The organism is Streptomyces sp. ISL-10, from assembly GCF_018614575.1.
Taxonomy (GTDB): Bacteria; Actinomycetota; Actinomycetes; order Streptomycetales; family Streptomycetaceae; genus Streptomyces.
Window position 1 is genome coordinate 1 of sequence record NZ_JAGGOJ010000012.1, and the last position, 22384, is coordinate 22384.

Below are 22384 nucleotides of genomic sequence, written 5' to 3' on the forward strand. Positions count from 1 at the left end.
TTACCGCCCGGCAAAACCTCGTGCATGCGCGGCATGCCGCGCAAGCTGTACAGCAGCGGAGTACAGCAACCGCAGCTGACCTCACGGAACCCCCAGCAACCGACTGACAAGTTCGATGGACCTCCCGCCCATAGTTCACATCGAGGAGGTAGGCCGTGCCACAACCGCGCCAGATCAGGCGGGGAGCCACGGGTAATCGCTGGGTGTCGTGGACGACGTGCGTGTAGACGTCCATCGTGATGCTGATCTGCCTCTGTCCGAGGATCTCCATAACGACACGGGGAGCGACCCCAGTCGTAGTGAGCAGCGTCGCGCAGCCGTGCCGGGCGTCATGCAGACGGATCACGCGCATGCCGGCAGAGTCAGCGACCCGGGTGAAGGAGCGGTACACGTTGCGCGACTCGACGGGGCGGCCGGTGCGGGTGGAGAGGACGTAGTCCGACTGCTGCCACCTCTCCCCCGCTGTGGCGCGAGCGTCCATCTGCCGCATGCGGTGCCAGCACAGGGCTGCGATGCAGAGGCAATGGCTTAAGAGCAGCTTGCCGCCTGTCCAGGATTCTGCGGCGGCTGAGACTCACTACCGCACCGACTCAAACTCTGCGAACTCTGGATGGCGATGTGCCTGAACCTTCGACTATCACCTATTCAATTTCCCTTCGTAAGTACATAACTCAATGCGACAAACACGGACGCTTGGTGCAGAATTGAAGTGTGTTTGGAGTGGACCACCTCCCGGAAGCGCCGCGCCTTCCTGTGCAGTCTCCCAGGAGACAGCAGACCACAAAGATCGCAGACCTCGCGTGATCAAAACGGCGAGTCAATTACGCACCCGCCACGTAGATTGACGCCCGTCAAAACTGCTGATGACTCGTGAGCCGCTTCGGGTCTTGAGATTCTCCCTGCGGCAGTTAAGTCCAACCTTGGGAGTGACTGAAGATGATCGTCCAGTGGTGCGTGAAGGGGCTTGCACTTGAAAACGATCAAGACGCAAGAGACCTAATAGATTCTAACCGCGGAATCTGTTGCAACTGGTGGCGGCGTGTCGGAGCTATCTCCCCTAACTGGATCAGGGATAAGCTGACTCCACAGAATCTCGATCTCCACATAAATCATTTCACAACCCCGGACCCGGCTACGGGTGCCCCGTTTAATATCGACACTCCTTTTATCTCCTTGTCGGCTGGCACCGTGGAACGTGACGCGGCAGCGCAGACGAACATCGTTCACCGCGCACGCATGACTGCACTCTGGTTTGGAACGGATTTCGGACGTAGGGATCAGTGTTATCTCTACCTCTGCTGGGTCGTAGTCGCCCCTCGCCGCGCAGTTGAAATTGAGGGGGTAGCAGAAGAACCGAGAGACCTTAATACGTATCGACGCTACTCCGCTTACCAGACCGAGGGCGAGATAACGGCTAAGATTGTCATTCCGGACAATCAAATCATGGGCTGCGAAAAGTGGGCGTGGAATCAAAGCGCAAGCATATTGAGAAGGGAGTGGCTCCACCGCAATCCACGCTTCACCCTTCCCGAGATGCTTTCCAACGTGAGGCAGTTGATTTGACATGAGTATGTCTCATGTTCGCGATATGCGGATTGACCCAGAAAGGGTTTCTTCCGCAGTCGAATTCTTTGAGTCCTATGCAAATTCATGTCTAGCTGAACTCGATTCTCTGGGCAGTGAGGACATCTCATCATCCACCACCCAGAACGCTCCGGATAGTGATAGCAGCAGATGGATGGTGTTGAGTGATGCAGCATCGGCTTTGAGAGTAGCCTCCGAGTGGGCGATGCTATTCGATCCGAATAGAGCCCTGACCCTCCTCGACCGATGCGGAACGTTGCTCCACGAGTTGAGCTATCCTTTCGGTAATTTCTTGAAGGTTATCGCCGGTCCGTGGTTCGAGGATCCACCCATATCGGGTTTCGGTGAATGGATTGAAGACGTGGTACGCCTGAATAGACTGGAGGGCAGTCGAAAGGACACACAAAACAGGGGCGGTATACCGGCGACACTCATACATCCACAGCAGCAGGCATATCTTGTCATGGCAGCGGTTTCTTCACCTCTTGTATCTTCAGAATTCCGTAGGCCTCTGCGGCAGATCATATTGGAATCACCTCACAGAGTGGGCGTGACGCCTGTGGGTGCCCTGGGGACCCCAATTCGGCGATTTTGGGCAGTCTCCGAGGCTCTGACGCGTGATGGAGGAGAAGGCGCCGCGGTAGTGGCCGAACACCTGGCAGAGATGGGCCAGAAATACGCCGAGTCGGCTGAACTGGCGATGGCGAATGAATATTGCTGGCGCAACGCGGCATCGCCAATTGACATAGTAGACGTCGACATGACGGGAATCGTTGTGAGTGCCGCGCGAATCCTTGGAATTCGCACCTTTGGTCGTTCGCTGGAGTTGCAGCTTCCCAAGATTCACCCTTTGGGACGCGTACAGCTTGAAGTCGCCCTAGAGGTTACACGTAGCGGTCCTTCTGGAGCAGCACCATGACCGGACTTCAGACACTTATCTTGACAATCGTCCTTCTTGTGCTTGTATGTTCCCTTCTCTTCTTTAGGGGCGGGAATGCGAGAATATCGATGGCGCAACTAATCGATCTAGAGATCAAGGTAGGAGAAAAGAACAGAAATGAAGCCAAGAAGGCCATCGTCAAGGCTGCCGAGCAACGAGGCGATCGTGACGTACAGCCAGTTCTTCAAGAGATAGAGCAGACGAAAACGGCCCGCGTGGCGCGGGTGCTATGGGTCGATGACAATCCAGACAACAACCTCTACGAAACGCTGGCGTTGGAGCAGCTTGGACTCCTAGTCACGAAAGCTACTTCAACCGATGCTGGCATGTTCTATTTCAACAATCTGGATTTCTCGTTTGTTGTTACTGACGTGCACAGAGAGTCTGACGCAGACGCCGGCATGACTCTCCTGAAAGAGCTTCAGCGAGTCAAACCAGAAATCCCGGTAATCGCCTACACGATGGGGGCCGCTGAGATACGGGATCAGTTCATCAACGCAGGAGCGCGGGCAGTGGTAGACACACCTGCCGGACTGATACATGCGGCACTCAACGAACGGGCAAGTGCGCCTTGATCCGCAGGCATGACCATATGGGGTTGCGTCCTGAGAAGTGGTGTACGGGTTCGACCTGATCCGGGGGTTTGCTCCGGCATCAGGATGGTGCCCGCATAGATGAACGGCCACCGGCTGATCTTCGAGATGTCGAAGCTCGAAGGAAATCGGTACGATGACCGCACCAGAGAGTCTGCCCCTGCACACCCTTGCCGAGGACAACCTCGCCGCGGCGAGTCCCCCGAGTCCGGCCCCGTCGTCCGTCTCAGTTTCCGTCTCATTCAGCGCCGTTCACGGCCGTTCAGACGAGACCGAAGGCGGTGGCCGCTCCCCCCGACCGGCCGCCCATGAACGCAGGTGAACGGCTCCGTTCGAGGCCCCCGAGCCCACCACACAGTTGGCAAGCGAGTTGGTCGCGGGAACGCACGGTGACCAGTAAGGACCACCGTTACAAGGCAGTGATCTCCGGCGGCCTACGACCGCAGAAAAGCTAATCTCTGTCCCGCAGCTCCTTCACCGCAATGAAGACCACCGCGGGGAGTGTCACCAAGGCGAAGGCCACCCAAGGGCCGGCCATGCCCTGCAAGACGAGGACCAGGCCGACCAGCAGGATCCAGGCCAGGCCAACGGCTAAAGGTTCATTGTGTTGCTGATGTCGCCGGTTGTCTCCGTTACCCATGGAGAAGCGACTTCCCCGGATACCGTCCTCCAAGCCGGACGGAGTGTCCGGCGGGCGCATGTGCGGGGTGGGCGCGAAGGGCAGCCACTCAGCACGCCACGGTCGAAACGGCTAGGAACCAGACGGGCTCCAGAGCGGCGCGAGTGCAGCAGCGAAGTGACCACAGCCGATCGACAACATCGCCAGAGGACCGACTGCTGAGATTCCAGACGTGATGTCGCGGTTTGCGCGGGGCCTGAACTGCGGCCCTTTCGAAACGTCCGGCGACACCACGCGGAGATCATCAGTGACCAGCCCAGCAGACCTCAGCCACCGCTCCGCCGATGGTGCATCCAGTGGCAGGCGAACCCAGTGGGAGGCGTTGGAGGAAACGAGCGGTGAGCATGATGGACCTCATGACTGAGCAGTGGCGGATAGTTGTCGCGGCGGCCTTCATAGCGGCCGCCTGGGTGGGTGGGCTCAACGGCGGTCGCAAGCCGAAGAGCGCCTGACAGAGCAGGCTGCGACACCCGTCCTTGGTCCCCGCATGCAGTCCACCGCCTCAGCTGGCCTTGCCCAGCCGAGCTATCACACGCACCAGTGCCGCCACGTCATGAGCCACCGCCGCCGACAGGACCAGGCGCACCGCGCCGGATCCGTCCGCATTCGCCTTGGCCTGCCATTCGAGCCCAGTCGTGTCGAACCCGGCCGCCGCCAACGCATCCGCCAGCTCGGTACCGGCATCAGTCGCGTCCCGCCAGCCCGCCACGTAGTCCACGCCACGTACCCAAACCACCGCGTCAGGGTCGAACGATTCGTCCTCGAAACCCGCGTCCTCTGGGTGGTGCATCTGTCTCAAGTCCTTTCCCCGTGCACTGGCTTGACTCTGACGATCGGGGATCATCGGGCGTGAGCACGACGAAGACCCCGGTACCATCGGCACCGGGTTGCATCTGCATCCCGAACCGGGCCGCCCCACATGCTGTCCAGGCGAGAGGGGCGGTCCGGCCCGCAACCGGCTCACAAGGGCCGGAAGTTAAAGGGTGCGCAAGCAGGGATCGCTGATCACCGCCAACGGCACGTACAACGCGGTCCAGAAGACGACGATCCCGAACGCGAATAGCCGCTGTTTCATGAGTCGGCACCGCCGCACTCAGCTCGCGTTGCTCGGAAGAACGTGGTCATCACGGCCCGAAAGCCCGTGTGCCCGGAACGGCCCGCATGCCGCAGGCACCACACCTCCGGCTTCTCTTTGCTGTCAGCGGCTCCTGATGACTCCTGGCACGTCGTGCACTCGGCCTCGAAGATTGGGCCGCTTCCAGAAGCGTCGGGCTGCAACACCCAGTCCACGAAGCGCAACACCGTCCTTGCCGCCATCACATACGCCTTCCTTTCGGCTTGATTCGCAGAGTTCGTCCATGGCGATCAACCGGCAGCACATCGGCCGCATTCACCCGCAGCGCAGGACTCGCGTTGAAGACCAGAACCACTTGGGAACCGCCCGAGGCGTACCGGTCGGATCGAACCGCTTTGACTTCCCGCCACTGTCCGTGCGCGCACACCCAGTCCCCCCGCCGCACTCGTAGCGCCATCACCCGATCCATCGCGCCTCATCTCCGGCGGGGGCGATCACCACGGCCCAGACCGACTTGCCGACCCCATCCCGTTTGTCGACGCCCCAGCGGTCGGCCAGCGTGTCGACGAGGCCAAGACCCCAGCCGCCTGACTCTTCGGGCACGCGCGCTGCGGGACGTTCGTCAGCCGCGTCGTGAACCTCGATGCGGACGCCGTCTGCCTCACGCAGATATCGGGTCTCGATCTCGCGGCCCGGAGAAACGTGTGCATGCCGAACCGCATTGGTCACCAGCTCAGACAGCACCAGGAGCGCCGCGTCCTCTACTGCGTTGAGGCACCAGTTGGCCAGTGCTTTCCTTAATTCGGAACGCGCTCTTCCAACACTCGCAGGATGGCGAGTCCAACGCCGCACCATTGGCGGCTCTTTCGGCTGCATGTCGCCCACCTCGGTTCCGGTGATCGGTAAACCGGCTGTTCAACCATGCTGGCGACAGACAAAGCCCCCGACTTTCACAGTTCAGTGAAAGTCAGGGGCCAGGTGTGAGAGTCCTACAGCCCCACCCAGGCGGCGAGGTGATCGAGGGTGTCGGGAGTGCGTCGAGCCAGATGCACGAGGCCACGGATAGTCTCCCGAGCTCCCGCGTGATAGCGGGTCTGCTGTGGAGCCAACCGTCGCGCTGTGATGAGCGACTTCAGCGCAGCCTCGGTGCGGCCGGCCTCCATCTGGACGCGAGCCCGGTCCACGTGGAAGTGGGAAGCCCGGGACACCGCCCAGTCATTCGGGATGCGCACGTCTTCGGCTTGGCGCAATGCCTCGCCGAATTCGCCCATCTCGATATGGGCCGACACCGCGTGAACCCTCACGTTGGTCGGACCGAACGACAACCACAGCACATCGGACGCTTCGCCTACACGGGACGCGTACGCGCGTGCCTCGGCCAGATGGGCTGTGACCTCGCTGTGGTCATGGGCGCGTGCGGCGATGATCGAAGCTCCGAGGTGGAGCTGACCGGCCACGGCGAACCGTTCCCGAGAGGACGGGGCCTGACCCAAGGTGTTCTGACCAGCCACGATGAGACGCTGGCCGATGGTGTACTCACCTTCCCGGAAGTACACCAGCGCCCGCATGTACTGCCGGACCGCCGCCAGCAAGGGATCAGACGCACGCGACGCGGCCCAGTCCATGCGGTCGAGCGCCACGGTGGACAAGTCGTAGTAGCCGAGTTTCACGGTCACGTCGTGAGCGGTGCGATACGTGCTGGACAGCGCCGCCCAGATTTCAGAAGACGGCGCACGGTAGGCGGCAGTGGTGACCTCGGCGATGACATCGGGAAGTTCGAGCGCAGCGTCATGGAGCTTCGTCGCCCGCACCAGGCGGCACAGCTTCTCGGCCGCCGCCACGAGCTGAGGCGTGGGGCGGGGCGTGATCGCGGGATCTGGCCCCAGATCGTAGAGATCCAGTGCTTCCCTGATGGGCCGGACCAGTTCCGCCAGCCGATCCTGCTGGAGTTCGGTCACGTATGGCTGACCGGTCAGCGACGTGACGTCGACACACAGCACCTTGGCGACCGTGGCGACCAAGTCCGGACTCGCGGGCTTGTGGCCGCTCTCGACCTGAATGAGCAGGCTGTACGAGTACGGGATCTTCTGAGCCAGCCCGCGTTGGGTCAGCCCGGCCCGCTTGCGGTGGTACGCGATCCGGGCGCCTGTGTGCTCACCTTCGGTGACAGGCATTTCAGGGCTCCATTCCGTGGCGCGCTCCCAGGAAACGCTACCCGCCCTACCAGTAGTGGGAATGGCGAACCGTCTCGAAGGGCTCAGCCATCTGCAGTTGCGTGAGCCTGAATGTCCAAGGTGAACTGCGGTCATGACTGCGAACCGAGTCCTATACTTGCTGGGCAGTGCGGCCCCTCCCGTGCTCAATGTCGCCGGGGTCATCGAGAAGGCCCAGACGGCCGGGTGGGATGTCTGTCTGGGGCTGACGCCCACCGCCGCCCTCTGGCTGGACGACCAACTGCCCGCCCTGGAGGAGCTGACCGGGCACCCGGTGCGCAGCAGATACAAGCTGCCCAAGGACCCCGACGTGTGGCCGCCGGCGGACGTTGCCGTACTGGCCCCTGCGACGTTCAACACGATCAATCAATGGGCTCTGGGGATCACAGAGAAGTTCGTGGTCGGATTCGTGGCCGAGGGAACCGGCAAGGACATCCCCGTGATCACGATGCCCTGCGTCAACGCCGCGTTCGTACAGCACACGCAGTTCAACCTGAGTATTGCGAGCCTGCGCGCCATGGGCGTTCACGTGCTCTACGGGGAAGGCGGGTTCGTTCCGAACAAGCCGGGTGAAGGCCAACCCGACGCGTACCCGTGGCACCTCGCCCTCGCCGCCGCAGAGTCATTCGTCAGCCGAGGCGATGCGGGTGGCACACGGTCCACCGATCAGCGTTCCCCCTGACCCACAGTCGCAAGGTGGCTACCGGTCCTGTTGCATCAATTGGCCCCGCCTGCGACGGACCGGCGTCCCACCCCGGGCTGACCAGGCAACCAATTACTGCTTCAGCAAGGATTGACATCGATCATCGTGGGCGCGGCGATCGGCGCGCTGCTGTTCAAGGAGCGGTTCGGCGCGCCGCGGGTCGCGGCGGCGTGCCTGATGGTGCTCGGCATCGGCCTGATGCTCAAGGCGGGTTGACCCCCGCGAGCCGAGCCGGTGCGGGCAGCCGTAAACCCGGGCCTGCCACCCGTTGGGAAACCGGGTGCGTGCCCGACGCGTCCATCCCGGACATGGGGACGATCACCAAGGGGATACGCCAGCTGCTCCGCTTCGGTCTGCTGGAGGCACGCTGCTGCGCTTTCGCCGTCGCGCTCGTCGGCGGCATCGCCGTCTCGGGGCGGCTGCCCGAACTGCCCATCGCCCGCTACGACCTGCTGCTCCTCTACGGGATCGCACTGGCCGTGCTCGCCAGGAAGGTCGGCTGGGACAGCGCCCGCGACACCGCCGTGATCACTTGCTGCCATCTCGTCGGGCTGCTCTTCGAGCTGGTCAAAGTGCAGATGGGGTCGTGGAGTTACCCGGAGGACGCGCTCACCAAGATCGGGGGCGTGCCGCTGTACAGCGGCTTCATGTACGCGGCCGTGGGCAGTTACCTCTGCCGGGCCTGGCGTCTGTTCGATCTGCGCCTGACCGGCTACCGGCCCCGGCTCATGGCGGTGCTCGCGGTCGCCGTCTACGTGAACTTCTTCAGCCACCACTGGCTGCCCGACGCCCGCTGGGTGCTCGCCGCGCTGGTGCTGTGCGCGACCGCGGGGACGTGGGTGCGGTTCCGGGTGGGCGAGCAGGACCACCGGATGCCGCTCGCCCTCTCCTTCGTGCTGATCGGTTTCTTCCTCTGGGTCGCCGAGAACGTGGCGACGTACGCCGGGGCCTGGAGCTATCCGGACCAGCTCGGGGGCTGGCAGCCGGTGTCCCTGGCCAAGTTCGGGGCGTGGGCGCTGCTGATCACGGTCACGTTCGTGCCGGCGGCCGCGGCGGCTCGTCGCTCGCTGTCCCCCGGGCGCGCAACTGCTGGAAGCCGGAGTTGACCGCGAGCAGTCGCCGTCGCCCCGGAGCGTCGTACCCGTGATCCAGGCCGCGTCGCGGGAGGCGAGTAAGGCCACGGCGGCCGCGATGTCCTCCGGCTCACCGACCCGGCCATGGGGGTACCACCCATGCCCCCCTCGGGGCTATGGGGGAGGGCAGAGCTCGCGCAGCGCCTGAAGTTCGGCCTCGCGGCCGTGCCAGGCGCGGGTGCGCACGGTGCCGGGGTGGATTTGGTTGACGCGGAGGCCGCGCGGAGCCGCGTCGGCGGCGAGGGTGAGGGGGAGGGAGGCGAGGCCCTCCCCCATAGCCCCCAAGGGGGCATGGGAGGTGCCCCCAGGCTGCGCTGTAGGCGTGGCCGCCGAAGGACTGCTCGCCGTTGACCGAGCCGATGTTGACGATCGCCCCGCGGCCGCCCGCGGCGAGATGCGGCAGCGCTGCCCGGCAGCAACGGAAGGCGCCGCTCAGCCGGCGGCAACGGAAGGTGCCGCTCAGACAGATGTCCAGGTCGCGGTCCCAGGCGTCGTCGGGCATGTCCTCCAACGGCTCGGTGTCCCGCGTGGCGGAGAGCGCGTTGTCCACCAGTACGTCGAGGGTGCCGAAGCGCTCGGCGGCCTACGCGACGGCTGCTTCGACCGAGCCGCCGTCGCCCACGTCGCAGGGGAAGGGCTCCGCGCCGTCGATGGGCGCGGCGGTCTCCTCGGCGGCGTCCGCGTCGATGTCGGTGACGAGGACGCGGGCGCCCTCCGAGGCGAGACGCCGGGCGGTGGCCGTGCCGATCCCGCGGCCCGCACCGGTGATCAGTACGCCGTGCCCCTCGAAACGATTCAAAGCGCCGAACGTACCGCCCTGATCAGCGCCTGCGCACGGGGGTCGGCGGTGACGCCCTTGCGCATGCCGTTCGTCGCGTAGCCCAGCGCGATGCCCGACTCGGGGTCTGCGAAGCCGAGGGAGCCGCCGCGGCCGGGGTGGCCGAAGGAGCCGGGGCCCAGCAGCGGCGAGGCGGGGCCGTGCAGCATGTAGCCGAGGCCGAAGCGGGTGGGCACCACGAGCACCCGGTCGGGCCCCGAGGACTCCTCGGTACGGGCGAGGGTGAGGGTGGCCGGGGCGAACAGCCGCGCCCCGCCGTCGACCTGGCCGATGGTTGCGGCGTAGAAACGGGCGAGGGCGCGGGCGGTGGAGATGCCGTTGGAGGCGGGGAGTTCGGCGGCGCGGAAGGCGGCGCTGTTCTCGTCGGGCGCCGGGTCGATGGCGCCGAAGGCGCGGCGGGTCAGGGACGAGGGGTCCCGGTAGGCCTCGGAGACGGAGCGCTTGGGGCGGAGCCTCAGGCCGCCGCCCTGGGCGGTCTCCGGCTCGGCGACGGGGCCCAGGCGGCCGACGCGGTGGGTCTCGTCCGCCGGCAGACCTATCCAGAAGTCGAGGGCGAGCGGGCGGGCGATCTCCTCGGCGACCCAGCGGCCGATGGTGCGGCCGGTGACCCTGCGCACCAATTCGCCGAGCAGCCAGCTGTAGGTCTGCGCGTGGTACCCGTGCGCGGTGCCGGGCTCCCAGGCCGGTGCCTGGGCGGCGAGGGCGGCGGGGCCGCTCGTGCCGTCCTCGGCCTCGGCCGCGGTGAGGGGCCGGTCCAGCACGGGCAGTCCGGCGCGGTGCGCGAGCAGGTGGCGTACGAGGACGCGCTCCTTGCCCGCCGCCTTGAACTCCGGCCAGTACGTGCCGACCGGCGCGTCAAGGTCGATCTGGCCGCGCTGGTGGAGCAGCAGGACGACGGCCGCGGCGACTCCCTTGGTCGCCGAGCGGACGACCTGGGCGGTGTCGACGGCCCACGGTTCGTGGCCGTCCACGTCCCGGGTGCCCGCCCACAGGTCGACGACCTTGCGGCCGTCTCGGTAGACGGCGACCGCCGCGCCGCGCTCCCCGCGCTGCTCGAAGTTGCGTACGAAGGCGTCCGCGACCGCTTCGAAGCCGTCCGCCACCGTACCCCGGACGTCCACCACGTCTGCTCCTTCGCTGCCGTCCATCCCCCCATGGTGCAACGTGGTCCAGACCGCCCCGATCCCGGGGGCGCACTCCCCCAGAGCCTTCGGCCTGGGAGGTGCCCCCAGTCGGGGCGTCAGCTCAGGATGATGGAGACGTCGATGTTGTCGCGGGTGGCGTTGGAGTACGGGCAGACCTGGTGGGCGGCGGTCACGAGCCGTGCGGCGAGGTCCTGGTCGACGAGCGGGAGCGAGACGTTGAGGGCGACCGCGAGCCCGTATCCCCTGGCCCTGTTGGGGCCGATGCCCACTTTGGCGGCGACGGCCGAGCCGGTGAGGTCGAGTCCGGCGCGGCGGCCGACGAGTACCAGGGCGTTGTGGAAGCAGGAGCTGTAGCCGGCCGCGAAGAGCTGTTCCGGGTTGGTGCCGTTGCCGTCGCCGCCGAGCGCGGGCGGCATGGCGAGGCGCAGGTCGATCCGGCCGTCGTGGCTCGTCACATAGCCGTCCCGGCCGCCGTGGGCCGTGGCCTCCGCCACATACATGATCTTCGTGGGCCGGGTGTCGGAGGTGTCGAAGTGGACGGAGGCGTCGGCCTGCTCGCTCATGGTGCGTTCCCCGGGGTCAGTGAGCCGCTGCATTTACATCGCGCACAATGTATCGGAATCCAGGGCTAGTTGTTACTCCGAGGTAGCCGATCAGCCAGGGTCCGCCGCCTCGGCCAACCGGTGCAGTTCGCCCCGCAGTTGTGCGATCTCCGCGGCCCCCAGACCGGTGCTGCGGATCAGCTGCTCCGGCACCCGCTCGGCCCGCTCCCGCAGCGCCCGGCCCTCGTCGGTGAGCACCAGCAGCACCGAGCGCTCGTCGGCCGCCGAGCGCTCCCGCCGTACGAGCCCCGCCGCCTCCAGCCGCTTGAGCAGCGGCGAGACGGTGCCGTAGTCCAGCCGCAGCGCGGCGCCCAGCTCCTTGACCGGGACCTCGCCGCGCTCCCAGAGGACCAGCATCGCCAGGTACTGCGGATACGTCAGCCCCAGCTCGGTCAGCAGCGGCCGGTAGGCGGCCGTCACCGCGCGCTGGGCCGCGTACAGCGCGAAGCACAGCTGGTCGTCGAGCAGCAGCGATGCGGCGGCCGTCCCTGTCGGGGTCTCGTCGATGCGGTTCACGCGCCCATTGTCACGGACTTCGGGTCGAAGCCGAAGGGCAGCTCCAGCCGGTGGGTCCGCATCAGGTCCTCGTCGCTCAGCAGATCCTGCGTCGCGCCGTCCGCGGCGATGACCCCGTCACTGAGGACCACCGAGCGGGGACACAGCTCCAGCGCGTACGGCAGGTCGTGCGTGACCATCAGCACCGTCACGTCCAACGACCGCAGGATGTCCGCCAGTTCGCGGCGGGACGCCGGGTCGAGGTTGGACGAGGGCTCGTCCAGGACCAGGATCTCCGGCTCCATCGCGAGCACGGTCGCGACAGCGACGCGGCGGCGCTGCCCGAACGACAGATGGTGCGGCGGCCGGTCCGCGAAGGACGCCATGCCGACCTGTTCCAGCGCGGTCGTGACCCGGTGCTCCAGCTCCGCGCCGCGCAGGCCCGAGGCGGCGGGCCCGAAGGCGACGTCCTCGCGGACCGTCGGCATGAACAGTTGGTCGTCCGGGTCCTGGAAGACGATGCCGACCCGGCGGCGGATCTCCGCGAGATGGGCCTTGGCCACGGGCAGGCCGGCCACGGCGACCGTGCCGACCCCGCCGCCCAGGATGCCGTTGAGGTGGAGCACCAGCGTGGTCTTGCCGGCGCCGTTGGGGCCGAGGAGGGCGACCCGCTCGCCGCGCCCGACCGTCAGGTCGACGCCGAAGAGCGCCTGGTGCCCGTCGGGGTAGGCGTACGCGAGCCCGCGCACCTGAAGTGAAGGGGTCGTCATGACGTCGTCCATCCCAGCAGACAGACCGCGAGCGCGGTCACGGGCAGTGCGGCGGCGTACGACCACTGGGCGGCGGTGGCGCGCACGTCGTTCAGGACCGGCATGGTCCCGGTGTATCCCCGGCTCACCATGGCCAGGTGCACCCGCTCACCGCGCTCGTAGGAGCGGATGAACAAGGCGCCCGCCGACTTGGCCAGTACGCCCCAGTGGCGCACGCCGCTCGCCTCGAAGCCGCGCGAGCGGCGGGCGATCGACATCCGCCGCATCTCGTCGGCGATGACGTCGCCGTAGCGGACCATGAACGACGCGATCTGGACCAGCAGCGACGGCAGCCGCAGCCGCTGCAGGCCGAGCAGGACCGACCGCAGCTCTGTCGTCGAGGCGAGGAGCACGGAGGCGGCGACACCGAGCGTGCCCTTGGCGAGGATGTTCCACGCACCCCACAGGCCCGGGACGCTCAGCGCCACGCCGAGCACCTCGGTCCGCTCGCCCGGGACGACGAAGGGCATCAGCAGGGCGAAGGCCACGAACGGGATCTCGATCAGCAGCCTCTTGAGCGCGAAGCCCGCCGGAATCCGGGCCACCGCGGCGACCGCTGCGAGCAGCACCGCGTACACACCGAAGGCCCAGACGGCCTCGCGCGGGGTCGAGACGACCACGAGCACGAAGCACAGGACGGCGAGCAGCTTGCAGTGGGCGGGCAGCGCGTGGACCGGTGAGTGCCCGTGCCGGTAGAGCTTGTGCGAGTGACCCGCGCCCATGTCAGACGGAGCTCCGCACGGCGGTGTCCCGGTCGCCGTCCGCGCGCCGGCGGCGCACCGCGTAGAACACTCCGGTGCCGGCGACGACCGTCGCGCCGACGCCGATGACGCCGGCGAGGCCGCCCGACAGACGGGCGTCGGCGATCTCCTCGATGCCGTAGTCGGCGAGCGGCGAGCCGGCCGCGGCGTGCTCCTCGACGGTCTTGTCGATGCCCTTGTCGGCGGCGACCTTCTCCAGGCCGTCGGGGCTCGCGGAGGCGTAGAACGAGACGAACCCGGCCAGCACGAACGCCGTCACCAGACCGGTCAGCCACACCTTGCGCGGCGAGGCGGCGGCCACGCGGGCGGGCTCGGCCGGGGCGGCGTCGACGAGCTCGCCGCCCACGCGGAGCTTCAGCGGTGCGGCAAGCCCGCGCGCGCCGTACACGAGGTCGGGCCGCACGGCGAGGACGGCGCCCACAGTCAGCATGGTGATCACGGCCTCGCCGATGCCGATCAGGACATGGACGCCGACCATCGCGGTGAGGACCGAGCCGATCGGCACATCGGTCAGCCCGCCGACCGCGTAGAGCAGGGTGAACGCGGCGGCGGCCGCCGGCACGGAGACCAGTGCCGCGGCGAAGGAGGCGACGGTCACCGAGCGCCGGGTGCGCGGCAGGACCAGGACCAGGCCGCGGAAGAGGCCGTAGGCGACGAGGACGGTGACGACGCCCATGACCGTGATGTTGACCCCGAGGGCCGTGAGGCCGCCGTCGGCGAAGAGGATGCCCTGCATCAGCAGCACCACGGCTATGCACAGGACGCCCGTGAACGGCCCGACGAGGATCGCCGCGAGCGCGCCGCCCAGCAGATGGCCGCTGGTGCCGGCCGCGACGGGGAAGTTCAGCATCTGCACCGCGAAGACGAACGCGGCGACGAGGCCGGCGAGCGGTGCGGTGCGCTCGGCGCCGACGAGCGCGACGGAGGTCCCGCCCAGCTCGCGACGGGCGCCGCGGAGGCTGACCGCGACCGCGCCGGCGGCGACGACTCCGGCGGCCACCGATACGGGTGCGTTGATGAATCCGTCGGGGACATGCATGGAGAGCTCCGCTTCGGACAGATGAATAAGCGTCCAATGATAGGGCCCTCTTGCGAACCATTTGCAAGAACGTACGGCTCACAGATGCTGGTGCGTCCGGCGAACGGAGCGTGCACCCTAGCAAAATATGGGACATTAGAGAACAAAGCGGACGAGTGTGAGGAGCAGGCCATGTCCCCCGCCGTCATGGAACACGCACGAGGCCGAATCGTCAGCGACGCTCCTCAGTACCGCGCCGTAAGCGTCTCGCTCAGCTACGACCCCGTCGAGGACCCCCAGGCCGTGTGCTTCTCGTTCCCCAGCGGCAAGGAGTGGACCTTCCCGCGCGAAGTGCTGGAGAGCGGCCTGAACGCACCGGTCAGGCGGGGTGACATCGAGGTCTGGCCGTGCGGCCGGGTGCAGGCGGTGGTCGAGTTCCACACGCGGGATGGGGTCGCGGTGGTGCAGTTCGACGCGAAGACGCTGAACCGCTTCCTGCGCCATACGTACGCGGCCGCCACGGCGCCTCAGGCGGCCCGGGCGCCTACGCAGGCTCTTTCCGCGTCCGCAGCACCGCCCGCGGAAGCCTCGGCAGCCACAGCCCCTGCCCCGGCCCCAGCCCCCGCGACGCCCCCGGAGCCCGCCCCGGCCGTAGCGCCCGAGGTGCCCCCGGCGCATACCTGACACTCCCGCCGCACGCCAGGTTTTCGGAGCGGGCCGCGCGCCGCTGGGCAGACACAGAGGTGGCCGTGTCCGCCTGATCCGGCGGATACGGCCACCTCTCTCACGACGGCCCCCGTCCCCACGGTGCCGCCGCCCTTCCGGGACTCGCTCCTGGCGGTGCGATGCCCTTCACCTCGCGCCGGCCCCGTGCGGCGCGGTCAGGCCGCGCCGCACGGAAGCCCTGGAGCCTCAAGGCGTCAGACGCCGACCAGGTCGCGGTCCTCGTCCGGGTCGCCCCGCTTCCCGGCGAGCTCCTTGTGCAGCTTCTCGCCCTCCACGTCCACGTCGGGCAGCACCCGGTCGAGCCAGCGCGGCAGCCACCAGGCCTTGTGCCCGAGCAGCGCCAGCACCGCCGGCACGATCGCCATACGGACCACGAAGGCGTCGAAGAACACCGCGATCGCGAGGCCGAAGCCGATCATCTTGACCATCTGCTCGCTGGAGCCGATGAAGCCGGAGAAGACCGCGATCATGATGACGGCCGCCGCGGCCACCACACGGGCTCCGTGCCGGAACCCCGTGACGATGGCCTCGCCCGGCCGCTCGCCGTGGACGTACGCCTCCCGCATACGGGTCACCAGGAAGACCTCGTAGTCCATCGCGAGACCGAAGACCACGCCGATCATGAAGATCGGCATCATGGACATGATCGGGCCCGTCTGCTCCACACCGAACAGCGAACCGAACCAGCCCCACTGGAAGACCGCCACGACCGCGCCGAGTGCCGCGACGACCGAGAGCAGGAAGCCGAGGGCGGCCTTGAGCGGTACGAGCACCGATCGGAAGACCACCATCAGCAGCAGGAAGGCGAGGCCGACGACGAGCGCGAGGTACGGCAGCAACGCGTCGTTCATCTTCTGCGAGAAGTCGATGTTCATCGCGGTGGCACCGGTGACCAGGACCTCGTCACCGCTCTTGTCCCGGATCTCCTGGACCAGTTCCTCGGTGGCGACCGAGGACGGCCGGTCCTTCGGGACGACGGTGATGACCGCGGTGTCCCCGGCCTTGTTGAAGGACGGCGGCGTCACCGCGACGGCGCCTTCGAGTCCCTTGACGACCTCGACCGTGCGGTCCGCGGCGCTCTTGCCACCGTCGACGACGACCATCAGCGGCCCGTTGAACCCGGGGCCGAAGCCGTCGGACAGCAGGTCGTACGCCTTGCGCTGGGTGGTGCTGACCGGCTGCGAGCCGTCGTCGGGCAGGCCGACCTCCAGTGAGGCGGCCGGCACTGCGACGGCGCCGAGGCCGACGACACCGGCGAGCAGGACGGTGACCGGGCGGCGGATCACGAAACGCGCCCAGCGAGTGCCCGCATTGGGCTTGTCGGAGACCGCCTTGCCCTTGCGGACCTTGCGGCCGAGCACCCGCTTGCCCGCGAAGCCGAGCAGCGCGGGGATCAGCGTGAGGGCGATGAGGACGGCGATGACGACGGTGCCCGCCGCGGCGAAGCCCATCTTGCTGAGCATCGGGATGTTGACGACGGCGAGGCCGACGAGGGCGATGACGACGGTCAGGCCCGCGAAGACGACCGCGGAGCCCGCGGTGCCGACGGCCCGTCCGGCCGCCTCCTCGTGCTCGCGGCCCTCGGCCAGCTCGGCGCGGTAGCGGGAGACGATGAAGAGGGCGTAGTCGATGCCGACCGCGAGGCCGATCATCATCGCCAGCGTCGAGGTGGTGCTGCCGAGGTCGAGAACGCTCGCCAGCGCGGTGATCGTGGAGATGCCGATCCCGACGCCGATGATCGCGGTGAGCAGCGGCAGCCCGGCGGCGACCAGCGAACCGAAGGTGATGACCAGCACGATGCCGGCGATGATCACGCCGATGATCTCGCCGGCGCCCTGCTCGGGCATGGTCTGGAGCGCGTCGCCGCCGATCTCCACGGTCAGCCCGGCGTCCCGCGCCTCGGTGCCGGTCTCCTCCAGGGCCTCGCGCGTGGCGTCGGTCAGCTCCATGGAGTTGACCTTGTAGGTGACGGAGACGTACGCGGTGGAGCCGTCCTTCGAGACGGCCTGCGCCGTGTACGGATCGGTGACGGACGCGACCTGGTCGGAGCCGGCCTTCAGCTCGGTGACCGCCTTCGCGACCTCCTCCTTGGGGCCGGCGTCGGTCATCTTCTCGCCGTCGGACGCCTTGAAGACGACCCGGGCGGTGGCTCCGTCGGCGCTGCCGCCGGGGAAGCGCTCCTCCAGCAGGTCGAAGGCCTTCTGGGCCTCCGTGCCCGGTATGGAGAACGACGAGGACGTGGCTGTCGGCGCCGAGGCCGCACCGGCCCCGGCGAGCACGAGCAGCGCCACCCACAGCAGGGCGACGAGACGGCGGCGCCGGAAGGCGGTCCGTCCGAGTTGATAGAGGAACGTGGCCACGAGGGCTACTCCCGTGTGTGAGGTGAACAGGGCAGGGGAGCCGGCCCGACGACGAGAGCGGCGCGCGTCAGGTGGTGCTGGATGAGCGGATCGTGCTGGTGATCCGGGGAAGACGGGGACGGTCCGCGGAGTGGGGCTCCGCGGCCCGGGAGGAGTCCCGGGGAGTCAGACGCCGAGGGCGGGGAAACCCACGGCGTCGAGGTGGTCGGTGCTCAGGCGCCGAGGGCGGGGAGGACCACGGCGTCGAGGTAGTCGGTGAGGAAGGCCCGGTCGGGTGCCCGGTCCTCGATCAGCTGCCGGGCGACGAAGGCGCCGACCAGCATGTGCGGGACGTATCCGAGGGCGGGGTTGTCCGCCCTGATCTCGCCTCGGTCCACAGCCCTTCGCAGCACCACGCCGAGTCCGGTGATCTCGGGCTCGACGAGCAGTTCGCGCAGAGCCTCGTGGAGATCGGGGTTGGCGTGGATCGCCTGGGCCAGACCCCGCATCAGTGCGGAGTCCTTCTCCATCTGGCAGTCGTCGGTGCGGGCGAGCATCGCGTGGAAGTCCCCGTGCAGCGTGCCGGTGTCGATGTCGCCGATGCCCACCGGCTTGTTGTGCCTCAGCGCCTTGGCGACCAGCTCGGGCTTGCTCCGCCACTGGCGGTAGAGCGTGGCCTTGCTGGACCGCGTGCGCCCGGCCACGGCGTCCATGGTGAGGGCGTCGTAGCCGACCTCGCGCAACAGGTCGAGCACTGCTTCGTACAGCTCTGCCTCGCGCTCTGGGGTGAGCCGGCTGCGCGTCATGACCGTCCTCCCGAGTCGCCTGCCGAACGAAACTGTTTCGTACAGTTCGAGGGTACCCGACCCCGTCAGCGAAACGAAATCGTTTCGCTTGTGGTCTCCGTCACGACGGCCCGACGCCCAGGCCGTCGACCACTGATGACCCGTGCGCGACCACCGGACTCCGGCCCTGCGGCCACATTCACCCGGTCCCACGAGTTGCCGCGCCCCTCCGGCGCGGAAAGCATTGGGGGGTGAGTGACGACGGCGCGTATCTCCGCTTCCCGCATCTGCACGACGACTTGCTGTGCTTCGCCGCCGAGGACGACCTGTGGGTCGCGCCCCTCGTGCCGGAGGGGCAGCGGCCGGGCCGCGCCTGGCGGCTGACCGTGGACCGGACCAGAGTCGGCCACCCGCGCTTCTCCCCGGACGGCAGCCACATCGCCTACACGAACTGGCGCAGCCTCGATCCGGAGATCCACCTCGCGCCGGTCGACGGCGGGCCCGCGCGGCGGCTCAGTTACTGGGGGTCGACCGACACCCGGGTCTGCGGCTGGACACCCGACGGCCAGATCCTCGCCGTGTCCTCGCACGGCCAGCCCTTCTCGTACTTCTCCTGGGCCTACAACGTCCCGACCGACGGGGCGCCCGGCGCGCGGCTGCCCTGGGGCCCGGTGTCCGACATCGCCGTCACGGACATGGCCGCCGGGCCCTCGCACCCCGGCGGCGCCGGCTGCGAGCGGCGCTCGCTGCTGCTCACCGGCAAACCGCCGCACGAGCCCGCCGCATGGAAGCGGTACCGCGGCGGCGCGACGGGACGGCTGTGGCTGCACGGCAAGCGGCTGCTGCCCGACCTGGACGGCCATCTGGACTGCCCGATGTTCATCCGGGGGCCGGGAGCCGAGCGGTGGTCACCCGAGGAGGGCGGCCGGATCGCCTTCCTCTCCGACCACGAGGGTGTCGGCAACCTGTACTCGTGCCTGCCCGACGGCACCGATCTGCGGCGCCACACGGACCACGACGCGTTCTACGCCCGGCATGCCTCCAGCGACGGCAGCCGGATCGTCTACCAGTGCGCGGGCGACCTGTGGATCGTCGACGCGCTCACACCCGACTCCGTGCCCCGCAGGCTTGAGGTGCGGCTCGGCGGACAGCGCGCCGGCCGGCGCACGTACCAGATCCCGGCCGCCGGCCATGTGGACGCCCTGTCCGTCGACGAGACCGGCCGGGCGAGCGCGGTGGGTGTCCGCGGCAGCCTGTACTGGCTCACGCACCGCGACGGGCCCGCCCGCACCATCGCGGACACGCCGGGCGTACGGGTCCGGCTGCCGGAGATGCTCGACAGCGGGCAGGTCGCCTACGTCACCGACGCGGGCGGCGACGACGCGATCGAGATCGCCTACCTGCCACGGGCCAGCGGCGACCGCGAGCCGCGGCGGCTGGCCCAGGGCGCACTGGGGCGCGTGCTGGAGCTGGCACCGGACCCGGACGGGGAGCGGATCGCGGTCGCCTCGCACGACGGCCGGCTGCTGCTGGTCGACGCCGCGGAGGACGGCACCGGCGAGGTCACCGAACTGGTCCGCTCCACCAACGGGCCGGTACGTGACCTGGCGTTCTCTCCGGACGGCGGCTGGCTCACCTGGTCGCAGCCGGGCATCGGCCGCTCGCTGCGGCAGATCAGGATGGCCCGGATCGCGGATCGGACGATCGTGGACGTCACCAACGGCCGTTTCGAGGACGAGAATCCGGTCTTCACCCGCGACGGCCGCTATCTCGCCTTCCTGTCCTGGCGCGGTTTCGACCCGGTCTACGACGTGCACACCGGCGACCTGTCGTTCCCGCTGGGCTGCCGCCCCTACCTGGTGCCGCTGTCCTCGGCGACGCCCTCGCCCTTCGCGCTCACTCCGGAGGGCCGTCCGGCCGCGGGCGGTCTCGACCCGCTGGAGGGCTCCGGCGACCACTCGGCGATGGTCGAGATCGAGGGCCTGGAGAACCGGGTGGTGCCGTTCCCCGTCACGGCCTCCAAGTACTCGGCGCTGCATCCCGTGAGCGGCGGCGGCCTGGTGTGGCTGCGCTGGCCCATCTCGGGCGCGCTGGGCGAGACGTTCGCCAATCCGGCCGACATCTCCGGCCGTCCGACACTTGAGCACTTCGACCTCTCCAAGGCGCGCAGGACCGAACTGGTGGACCACCTCGACTGGTTCGCGGTCAGCGGCGACGGCTCCCGGCTGGTGGTCGTCGACGAGGGCGAGCTCCGGGCGCTGCCCGCGACGGAGAGCGGCGACAGCGACTCGACGGTCTATCTGGACATGCGCCGCATCCTGCACGAGGTGGACCCGGCGTTCGAGTGGCGCCAGGCGTACGGGGAGGCCGGCCGGCTGATCCGGGCGTACTTCTGGGAGCCGGACATGTGCGGCATCGACTGGGACGCGGTGCTGGAGCAGTACCGTCCACTGGTCGAACGGGTCGCCTCCCCCGACGAGTTCGCCGACCTGCTGCGCGAGGTGCTGGGCGAACTGGGCACCTCCCACGCCTACGTCACCCCCGCGCGACGCAACGAGGGCCCGCCGCACTATCAGCGTGCGATGGGACTGCTGGGCGCCAACCTGGTGTGCCGGGACGGCCGGTGGGTAGTCAAACGCATCCTGCCCGGTGACTCGTCCGACTCCAAGGCGCGTTCACCGCTCGCCGGTACGGGCATCCGCGAGGGCGCGATCCTCACCCACGTCGACGGGCGGCCCGTGGACCCGGTCGCCGGGCCGTACCCGATGCTGTCCGCGGCGGGCGGCACGACGGTCGAACTCGCCTTCCTGCCCCCCGAGGGCGAGGGCCACGCGCGCCGGGTGGCGATCGTTCCGCTGATCGACGAACGCCCGCTGCGCTACCAGGACTGGGTGGCCAAGCGGCGTGAGGTCGTACGGGAGCTGAGCGGCGGCAAGTGCGGCTATCTGCACATCCCCGACATGGGCGGCTCCGGCTGGGCGCAGTTCAACCGGGACCTGCGCATGGAGGTGTCCCGCCCCGCGCTGATCGTGGACGTACGCGGCAACGCCGGCGGCCACATCAGCGAGCTGGTGGTCGAGAAGCTCACCCGCAAGATCCTGGGCTGGGACCTGACCCGCAACGCGCAGCCCGTCTCGTACGCCTCGAACGCGCCGCGCGGCCCGGTCGTCGCGCTCACCGACGAGGCCACGTCCTCGGACGGCGACATGATCACCGCCGCCTTCAAGCTCCTGAACCTGGGGCCGGTGGTGGGCAGCCGCACCTGGGGCGGTGTGGTGGGCATGACCGGCCGGCACCGGCTGGGAGACGGCACGGTGATCACCGTCCCGATGAACGCCGCGTGGTTCGACGCATACGGCTGGTCGGTCGAGAACCACGGTGTCGAACCGGACCTGAACTCGTTGCGCACCCCGCTGGACTGGGCGGAGGGCCGGCACACCGACATGGACGAGGCGGTCCGGCTGGCCCTGGACATGCTGAAGTCCTCTCCGGCGGCGATCCCGCCGGACCACTCCACGGCCCCAGACCTGCGCCGCCCGAAGCTGCCCCCGCGGGAGTGAGGCGAGCACCGCGCAGACTGAAGGCGCACCCACTCCCTGAGTGGGTGCGCCTTCAGTCTCGCCGACGGTTCGATCAGGCGTCGTAGTCCTGGTTGAACCGGTCCAGCGCCTCCTGCATCGCCTCCTGCGCGTCCCGCGCGTCGTCGGGCCCCGTCCCCCGCTGGGGCGCCTTGTCACGGTCCTGGCCCGTACGCTTCGACGGCTGCTTCCCCGGGCCGCCGCCCCGCGCCTTCTGCTGCTCCCGATCGGCGCTCTTCCGCGCCTTGTCCTTGGACTGGTCCGACATACCCATGAGACGTCACTCCCGGAAGGATGAGGAGGTCGGTGGCGGGCACACCCCCGGGAGGGCCGCCGCCCCCTGAGCCTCGACCAGCCTTGCACGCAGG

20 protein-coding genes and 3 pseudogenes are annotated in these 22384 nt (G+C 68.3%); 8 read left to right on the forward strand and 15 right to left on the reverse strand.

Annotation, left to right across the window (positions count from 1 at the left end; translation table 11 throughout):
* Positions 1-196: 196 nt before the first annotated feature.
* Positions 197-520 (reverse strand): annotated as a pseudogene (locus J7E88_RS37425) (tyrosine-type recombinase/integrase); the annotation flags it as partial.
* A 416-nt stretch (positions 521-936) separates the two neighbouring features.
* Between J7E88_RS37425 and J7E88_RS16240 the strand changes: the two are divergent.
* From J7E88_RS16240 to J7E88_RS16250, 3 genes are read left to right on the forward strand one after another with little or no spacing between them, the layout of a single operon-like run.
* Entirely contained in the window at positions 937-1563 is a 627-nt protein-coding gene (locus J7E88_RS16240) for a hypothetical protein (RefSeq protein WP_215181603.1), read from the forward strand.
* 1 nt (position 1564) lies between these two features.
* Positions 1565-2503, forward strand: coding sequence for a hypothetical protein (locus tag J7E88_RS16245; protein ID WP_215181605.1), 939 nt, complete (start codon positions 1565-1567; stop codon positions 2501-2503).
* The gene (locus J7E88_RS16250) at positions 2500-3099 is read left to right on the forward strand and encodes a response regulator (RefSeq protein WP_215181607.1); all 600 of its coding nucleotides are present in this window, start codon (positions 2500-2502) and stop codon (positions 3097-3099) included. Before J7E88_RS16245 ends, J7E88_RS16250 begins: the two co-directional genes overlap by 4 nt.
* 469 nt (positions 3100-3568) lie before the next feature.
* Here J7E88_RS16250 and J7E88_RS16255 read toward each other — a convergent pair whose 3' ends face one another.
* From J7E88_RS16255 to J7E88_RS16270, 4 genes are all read right to left on the reverse strand, one after another.
* The gene (locus tag J7E88_RS16255) at positions 3569-3757 is read right to left on the reverse strand and encodes a hypothetical protein (RefSeq protein WP_215181609.1); all 189 of its coding nucleotides are present in this window, start codon (positions 3755-3757) and stop codon (positions 3569-3571) included.
* A gap of 541 nt (positions 3758-4298) precedes the next feature.
* Complete coding sequence (locus tag J7E88_RS16260; protein WP_215181611.1) at positions 4299-4586, reverse strand: hypothetical protein; 288 nt, start codon at positions 4584-4586, stop codon at positions 4299-4301.
* Positions 4587-5327: 741 nt separating this feature from the next.
* A complete protein-coding gene (locus tag J7E88_RS16265) occupies positions 5328-5747 on the reverse strand; it encodes an ATP-binding protein (protein ID WP_308307513.1) in 420 nt (139 codons plus the stop codon).
* Between the two features lie 113 nt (positions 5748-5860).
* Entirely contained in the window at positions 5861-7045 is a 1185-nt protein-coding gene (locus tag J7E88_RS16270; RefSeq protein WP_215181613.1) for a helix-turn-helix transcriptional regulator, read from the reverse strand.
* A 133-nt stretch (positions 7046-7178) separates the two neighbouring features.
* Here J7E88_RS16270 and J7E88_RS16275 point away from each other — a divergent pair, with 133 nt between their 5' ends.
* The 3 genes and pseudogenes from J7E88_RS16275 to J7E88_RS16285 all read left to right on the forward strand — a co-directional run bounded on the left by J7E88_RS16275 (position 7179) and on the right by J7E88_RS16285 (position 8893).
* Positions 7179-7766 (forward strand): flavoprotein, encoded by a 588-nt coding sequence (locus J7E88_RS16275; protein ID WP_215181616.1) that lies wholly within the window; start codon positions 7179-7181, stop codon positions 7764-7766.
* Positions 7767-7880: 114 nt separating this feature from the next.
* Positions 7881-8003: pseudogene (locus J7E88_RS16280) on the forward strand (EamA family transporter); the annotation flags it as partial.
* Positions 8004-8095: 92 nt separating this feature from the next.
* Positions 8096-8893 carry a DUF817 domain-containing protein gene (locus J7E88_RS16285; protein WP_215181734.1) on the forward strand — a complete coding sequence of 266 codons (798 nt, stop codon included), beginning with the start codon at positions 8096-8098 and terminating at the stop codon, positions 8891-8893.
* On the opposite strand, the pseudogene J7E88_RS16290 reads toward J7E88_RS16285, so the two are convergent.
* The 7 genes and pseudogenes from J7E88_RS16290 to J7E88_RS16320 all read right to left on the reverse strand — a co-directional run bounded on the left by J7E88_RS16290 (position 8817) and on the right by J7E88_RS16320 (position 14609).
* Positions 8817-9719: pseudogene (locus J7E88_RS16290) on the reverse strand (SDR family NAD(P)-dependent oxidoreductase). The gene J7E88_RS16285 and the pseudogene J7E88_RS16290 sit on opposite strands and share 77 nt — an antisense overlap.
* Positions 9716-10879 (reverse strand): serine hydrolase domain-containing protein, encoded by a 1164-nt coding sequence (locus J7E88_RS16295; protein ID WP_374196287.1) that lies wholly within the window; start codon positions 10877-10879, stop codon positions 9716-9718. The pseudogene J7E88_RS16290 and the gene J7E88_RS16295 overlap by 4 nt, the downstream one beginning before the upstream one ends.
* Positions 10880-10998: 119 nt before the next feature.
* Positions 10999-11466 carry an organic hydroperoxide resistance protein gene (locus J7E88_RS16300; protein ID WP_215181620.1) on the reverse strand — a complete coding sequence of 156 codons (468 nt, stop codon included), beginning with the start codon at positions 11464-11466 and terminating at the stop codon, positions 10999-11001.
* 90 nt (positions 11467-11556) lie between these two features.
* The gene (locus J7E88_RS16305; RefSeq protein WP_215181622.1) at positions 11557-12021 is read right to left on the reverse strand and encodes a MarR family winged helix-turn-helix transcriptional regulator; all 465 of its coding nucleotides are present in this window, start codon (positions 12019-12021) and stop codon (positions 11557-11559) included.
* On the reverse strand, positions 12018-12770 hold the full coding sequence (locus J7E88_RS16310) for an energy-coupling factor ABC transporter ATP-binding protein (protein WP_374196284.1): 753 nt from the start codon (positions 12768-12770) through the stop codon (positions 12018-12020). Before J7E88_RS16310 ends, J7E88_RS16305 begins: the two co-directional genes overlap by 4 nt.
* The gene (cbiQ, locus tag J7E88_RS16315) at positions 12767-13531 is read right to left on the reverse strand and encodes a cobalt ECF transporter T component CbiQ (protein ID WP_215181627.1); all 765 of its coding nucleotides are present in this window, start codon (positions 13529-13531) and stop codon (positions 12767-12769) included. The genes J7E88_RS16310 and cbiQ overlap by 4 nt, the downstream gene beginning before the upstream one ends.
* 1 nt (position 13532) lies before the next feature.
* Positions 13533-14609 (reverse strand): energy-coupling factor ABC transporter permease, encoded by a 1077-nt coding sequence (locus tag J7E88_RS16320; RefSeq protein ID WP_215181628.1) that lies wholly within the window; start codon positions 14607-14609, stop codon positions 13533-13535.
* A 171-nt stretch (positions 14610-14780) separates the two neighbouring features.
* On the opposite strand from J7E88_RS16320, the gene J7E88_RS16325 reads away from it, so the two are divergent.
* A complete protein-coding gene (locus tag J7E88_RS16325; RefSeq protein WP_215181630.1) occupies positions 14781-15272 on the forward strand; it encodes an SsgA family sporulation/cell division regulator in 492 nt (163 codons plus the stop codon).
* A gap of 236 nt (positions 15273-15508) precedes the next feature.
* On the opposite strand, the gene J7E88_RS16330 is transcribed toward J7E88_RS16325, so the two are convergent.
* Both J7E88_RS16330 and J7E88_RS16335 read right to left on the reverse strand, forming a co-directional pair.
* Positions 15509-17674 carry an MMPL family transporter gene (locus J7E88_RS16330; protein WP_215181632.1) on the reverse strand — a complete coding sequence of 722 codons (2166 nt, stop codon included), beginning with the start codon at positions 17672-17674 and terminating at the stop codon, positions 15509-15511.
* A 212-nt stretch (positions 17675-17886) separates the two neighbouring features.
* Complete coding sequence (locus J7E88_RS16335) at positions 17887-18459, reverse strand: TetR/AcrR family transcriptional regulator (RefSeq protein WP_215181634.1); 573 nt, start codon at positions 18457-18459, stop codon at positions 17887-17889.
* A gap of 230 nt (positions 18460-18689) precedes the next feature.
* Here J7E88_RS16335 and J7E88_RS16340 point away from each other — a divergent pair, with 230 nt between their 5' ends.
* On the forward strand, positions 18690-21998 hold the full coding sequence (locus J7E88_RS16340) for a S41 family peptidase (RefSeq protein ID WP_215181636.1): 3309 nt from the start codon (positions 18690-18692) through the stop codon (positions 21996-21998).
* 73 nt (positions 21999-22071) lie between these two features.
* Here the strand turns inward: J7E88_RS16340 and J7E88_RS16345 are convergent, their stop codons facing one another.
* On the reverse strand, positions 22072-22290 hold the full coding sequence (locus tag J7E88_RS16345) for a hypothetical protein (protein WP_215181638.1): 219 nt from the start codon (positions 22288-22290) through the stop codon (positions 22072-22074).
* Positions 22291-22384: the final 94 nt, after the last annotated feature.

What these genes read in the sequence shown, in the direction of transcription:
- J7E88_RS16345 (WP_215181638.1), bottom strand. Translation starts at nt 22,290, where the DNA reads ATGGGTATGTCGGACCAGTCCAAGGACAAGGCGCGGAAGAGCGCCGAT.
- J7E88_RS16250 (WP_215181607.1), top strand. Translation starts at nt 2,500, where the DNA reads ATGACCGGACTTCAGACACTTATCTTGACAATCGTCCTTCTTGTGCTT.
- J7E88_RS16320 (WP_215181628.1), bottom strand. Translation starts at nt 14,609, where the DNA reads ATGCATGTCCCCGACGGATTCATCAACGCACCCGTATCGGTGGCCGCC.
- J7E88_RS16260 (WP_215181611.1), bottom strand. Translation starts at nt 4,586, where the DNA reads ATGCACCACCCAGAGGACGCGGGTTTCGAGGACGAATCGTTCGACCCT.
- J7E88_RS16285 (WP_215181734.1), top strand. Translation starts at nt 8,096, where the DNA reads ATGGGGACGATCACCAAGGGGATACGCCAGCTGCTCCGCTTCGGTCTG.
- J7E88_RS16270 (WP_215181613.1), bottom strand. Translation starts at nt 7,045, where the DNA reads ATGCCTGTCACCGAAGGTGAGCACACAGGCGCCCGGATCGCGTACCAC.
- J7E88_RS16335 (WP_215181634.1), bottom strand. Translation starts at nt 18,459, where the DNA reads ATGACGCGCAGCCGGCTCACCCCAGAGCGCGAGGCAGAGCTGTACGAA.
- cbiQ (WP_215181627.1), bottom strand. Translation starts at nt 13,531, where the DNA reads ATGGGCGCGGGTCACTCGCACAAGCTCTACCGGCACGGGCACTCACCG.
- J7E88_RS16275 (WP_215181616.1), top strand. Translation starts at nt 7,179, where the DNA reads ATGACTGCGAACCGAGTCCTATACTTGCTGGGCAGTGCGGCCCCTCCC.
- J7E88_RS16240 (WP_215181603.1), top strand. Translation starts at nt 937, where the DNA reads ATGATCGTCCAGTGGTGCGTGAAGGGGCTTGCACTTGAAAACGATCAA.
- J7E88_RS16325 (WP_215181630.1), top strand. Translation starts at nt 14,781, where the DNA reads ATGTCCCCCGCCGTCATGGAACACGCACGAGGCCGAATCGTCAGCGAC.
- J7E88_RS16300 (WP_215181620.1), bottom strand. Translation starts at nt 11,466, where the DNA reads ATGAGCGAGCAGGCCGACGCCTCCGTCCACTTCGACACCTCCGACACC.
- J7E88_RS16255 (WP_215181609.1), bottom strand. Translation starts at nt 3,757, where the DNA reads ATGGGTAACGGAGACAACCGGCGACATCAGCAACACAATGAACCTTTA.
- J7E88_RS16245 (WP_215181605.1), top strand. Translation starts at nt 1,565, where the DNA reads ATGAGTATGTCTCATGTTCGCGATATGCGGATTGACCCAGAAAGGGTT.
- J7E88_RS16310 (WP_374196284.1), bottom strand. Translation starts at nt 12,770, where the DNA reads ATGACGACCCCTTCACTTCAGGTGCGCGGGCTCGCGTACGCCTACCCC.
- J7E88_RS16265 (WP_308307513.1), bottom strand. Translation starts at nt 5,747, where the DNA reads ATGCAGCCGAAAGAGCCGCCAATGGTGCGGCGTTGGACTCGCCATCCT.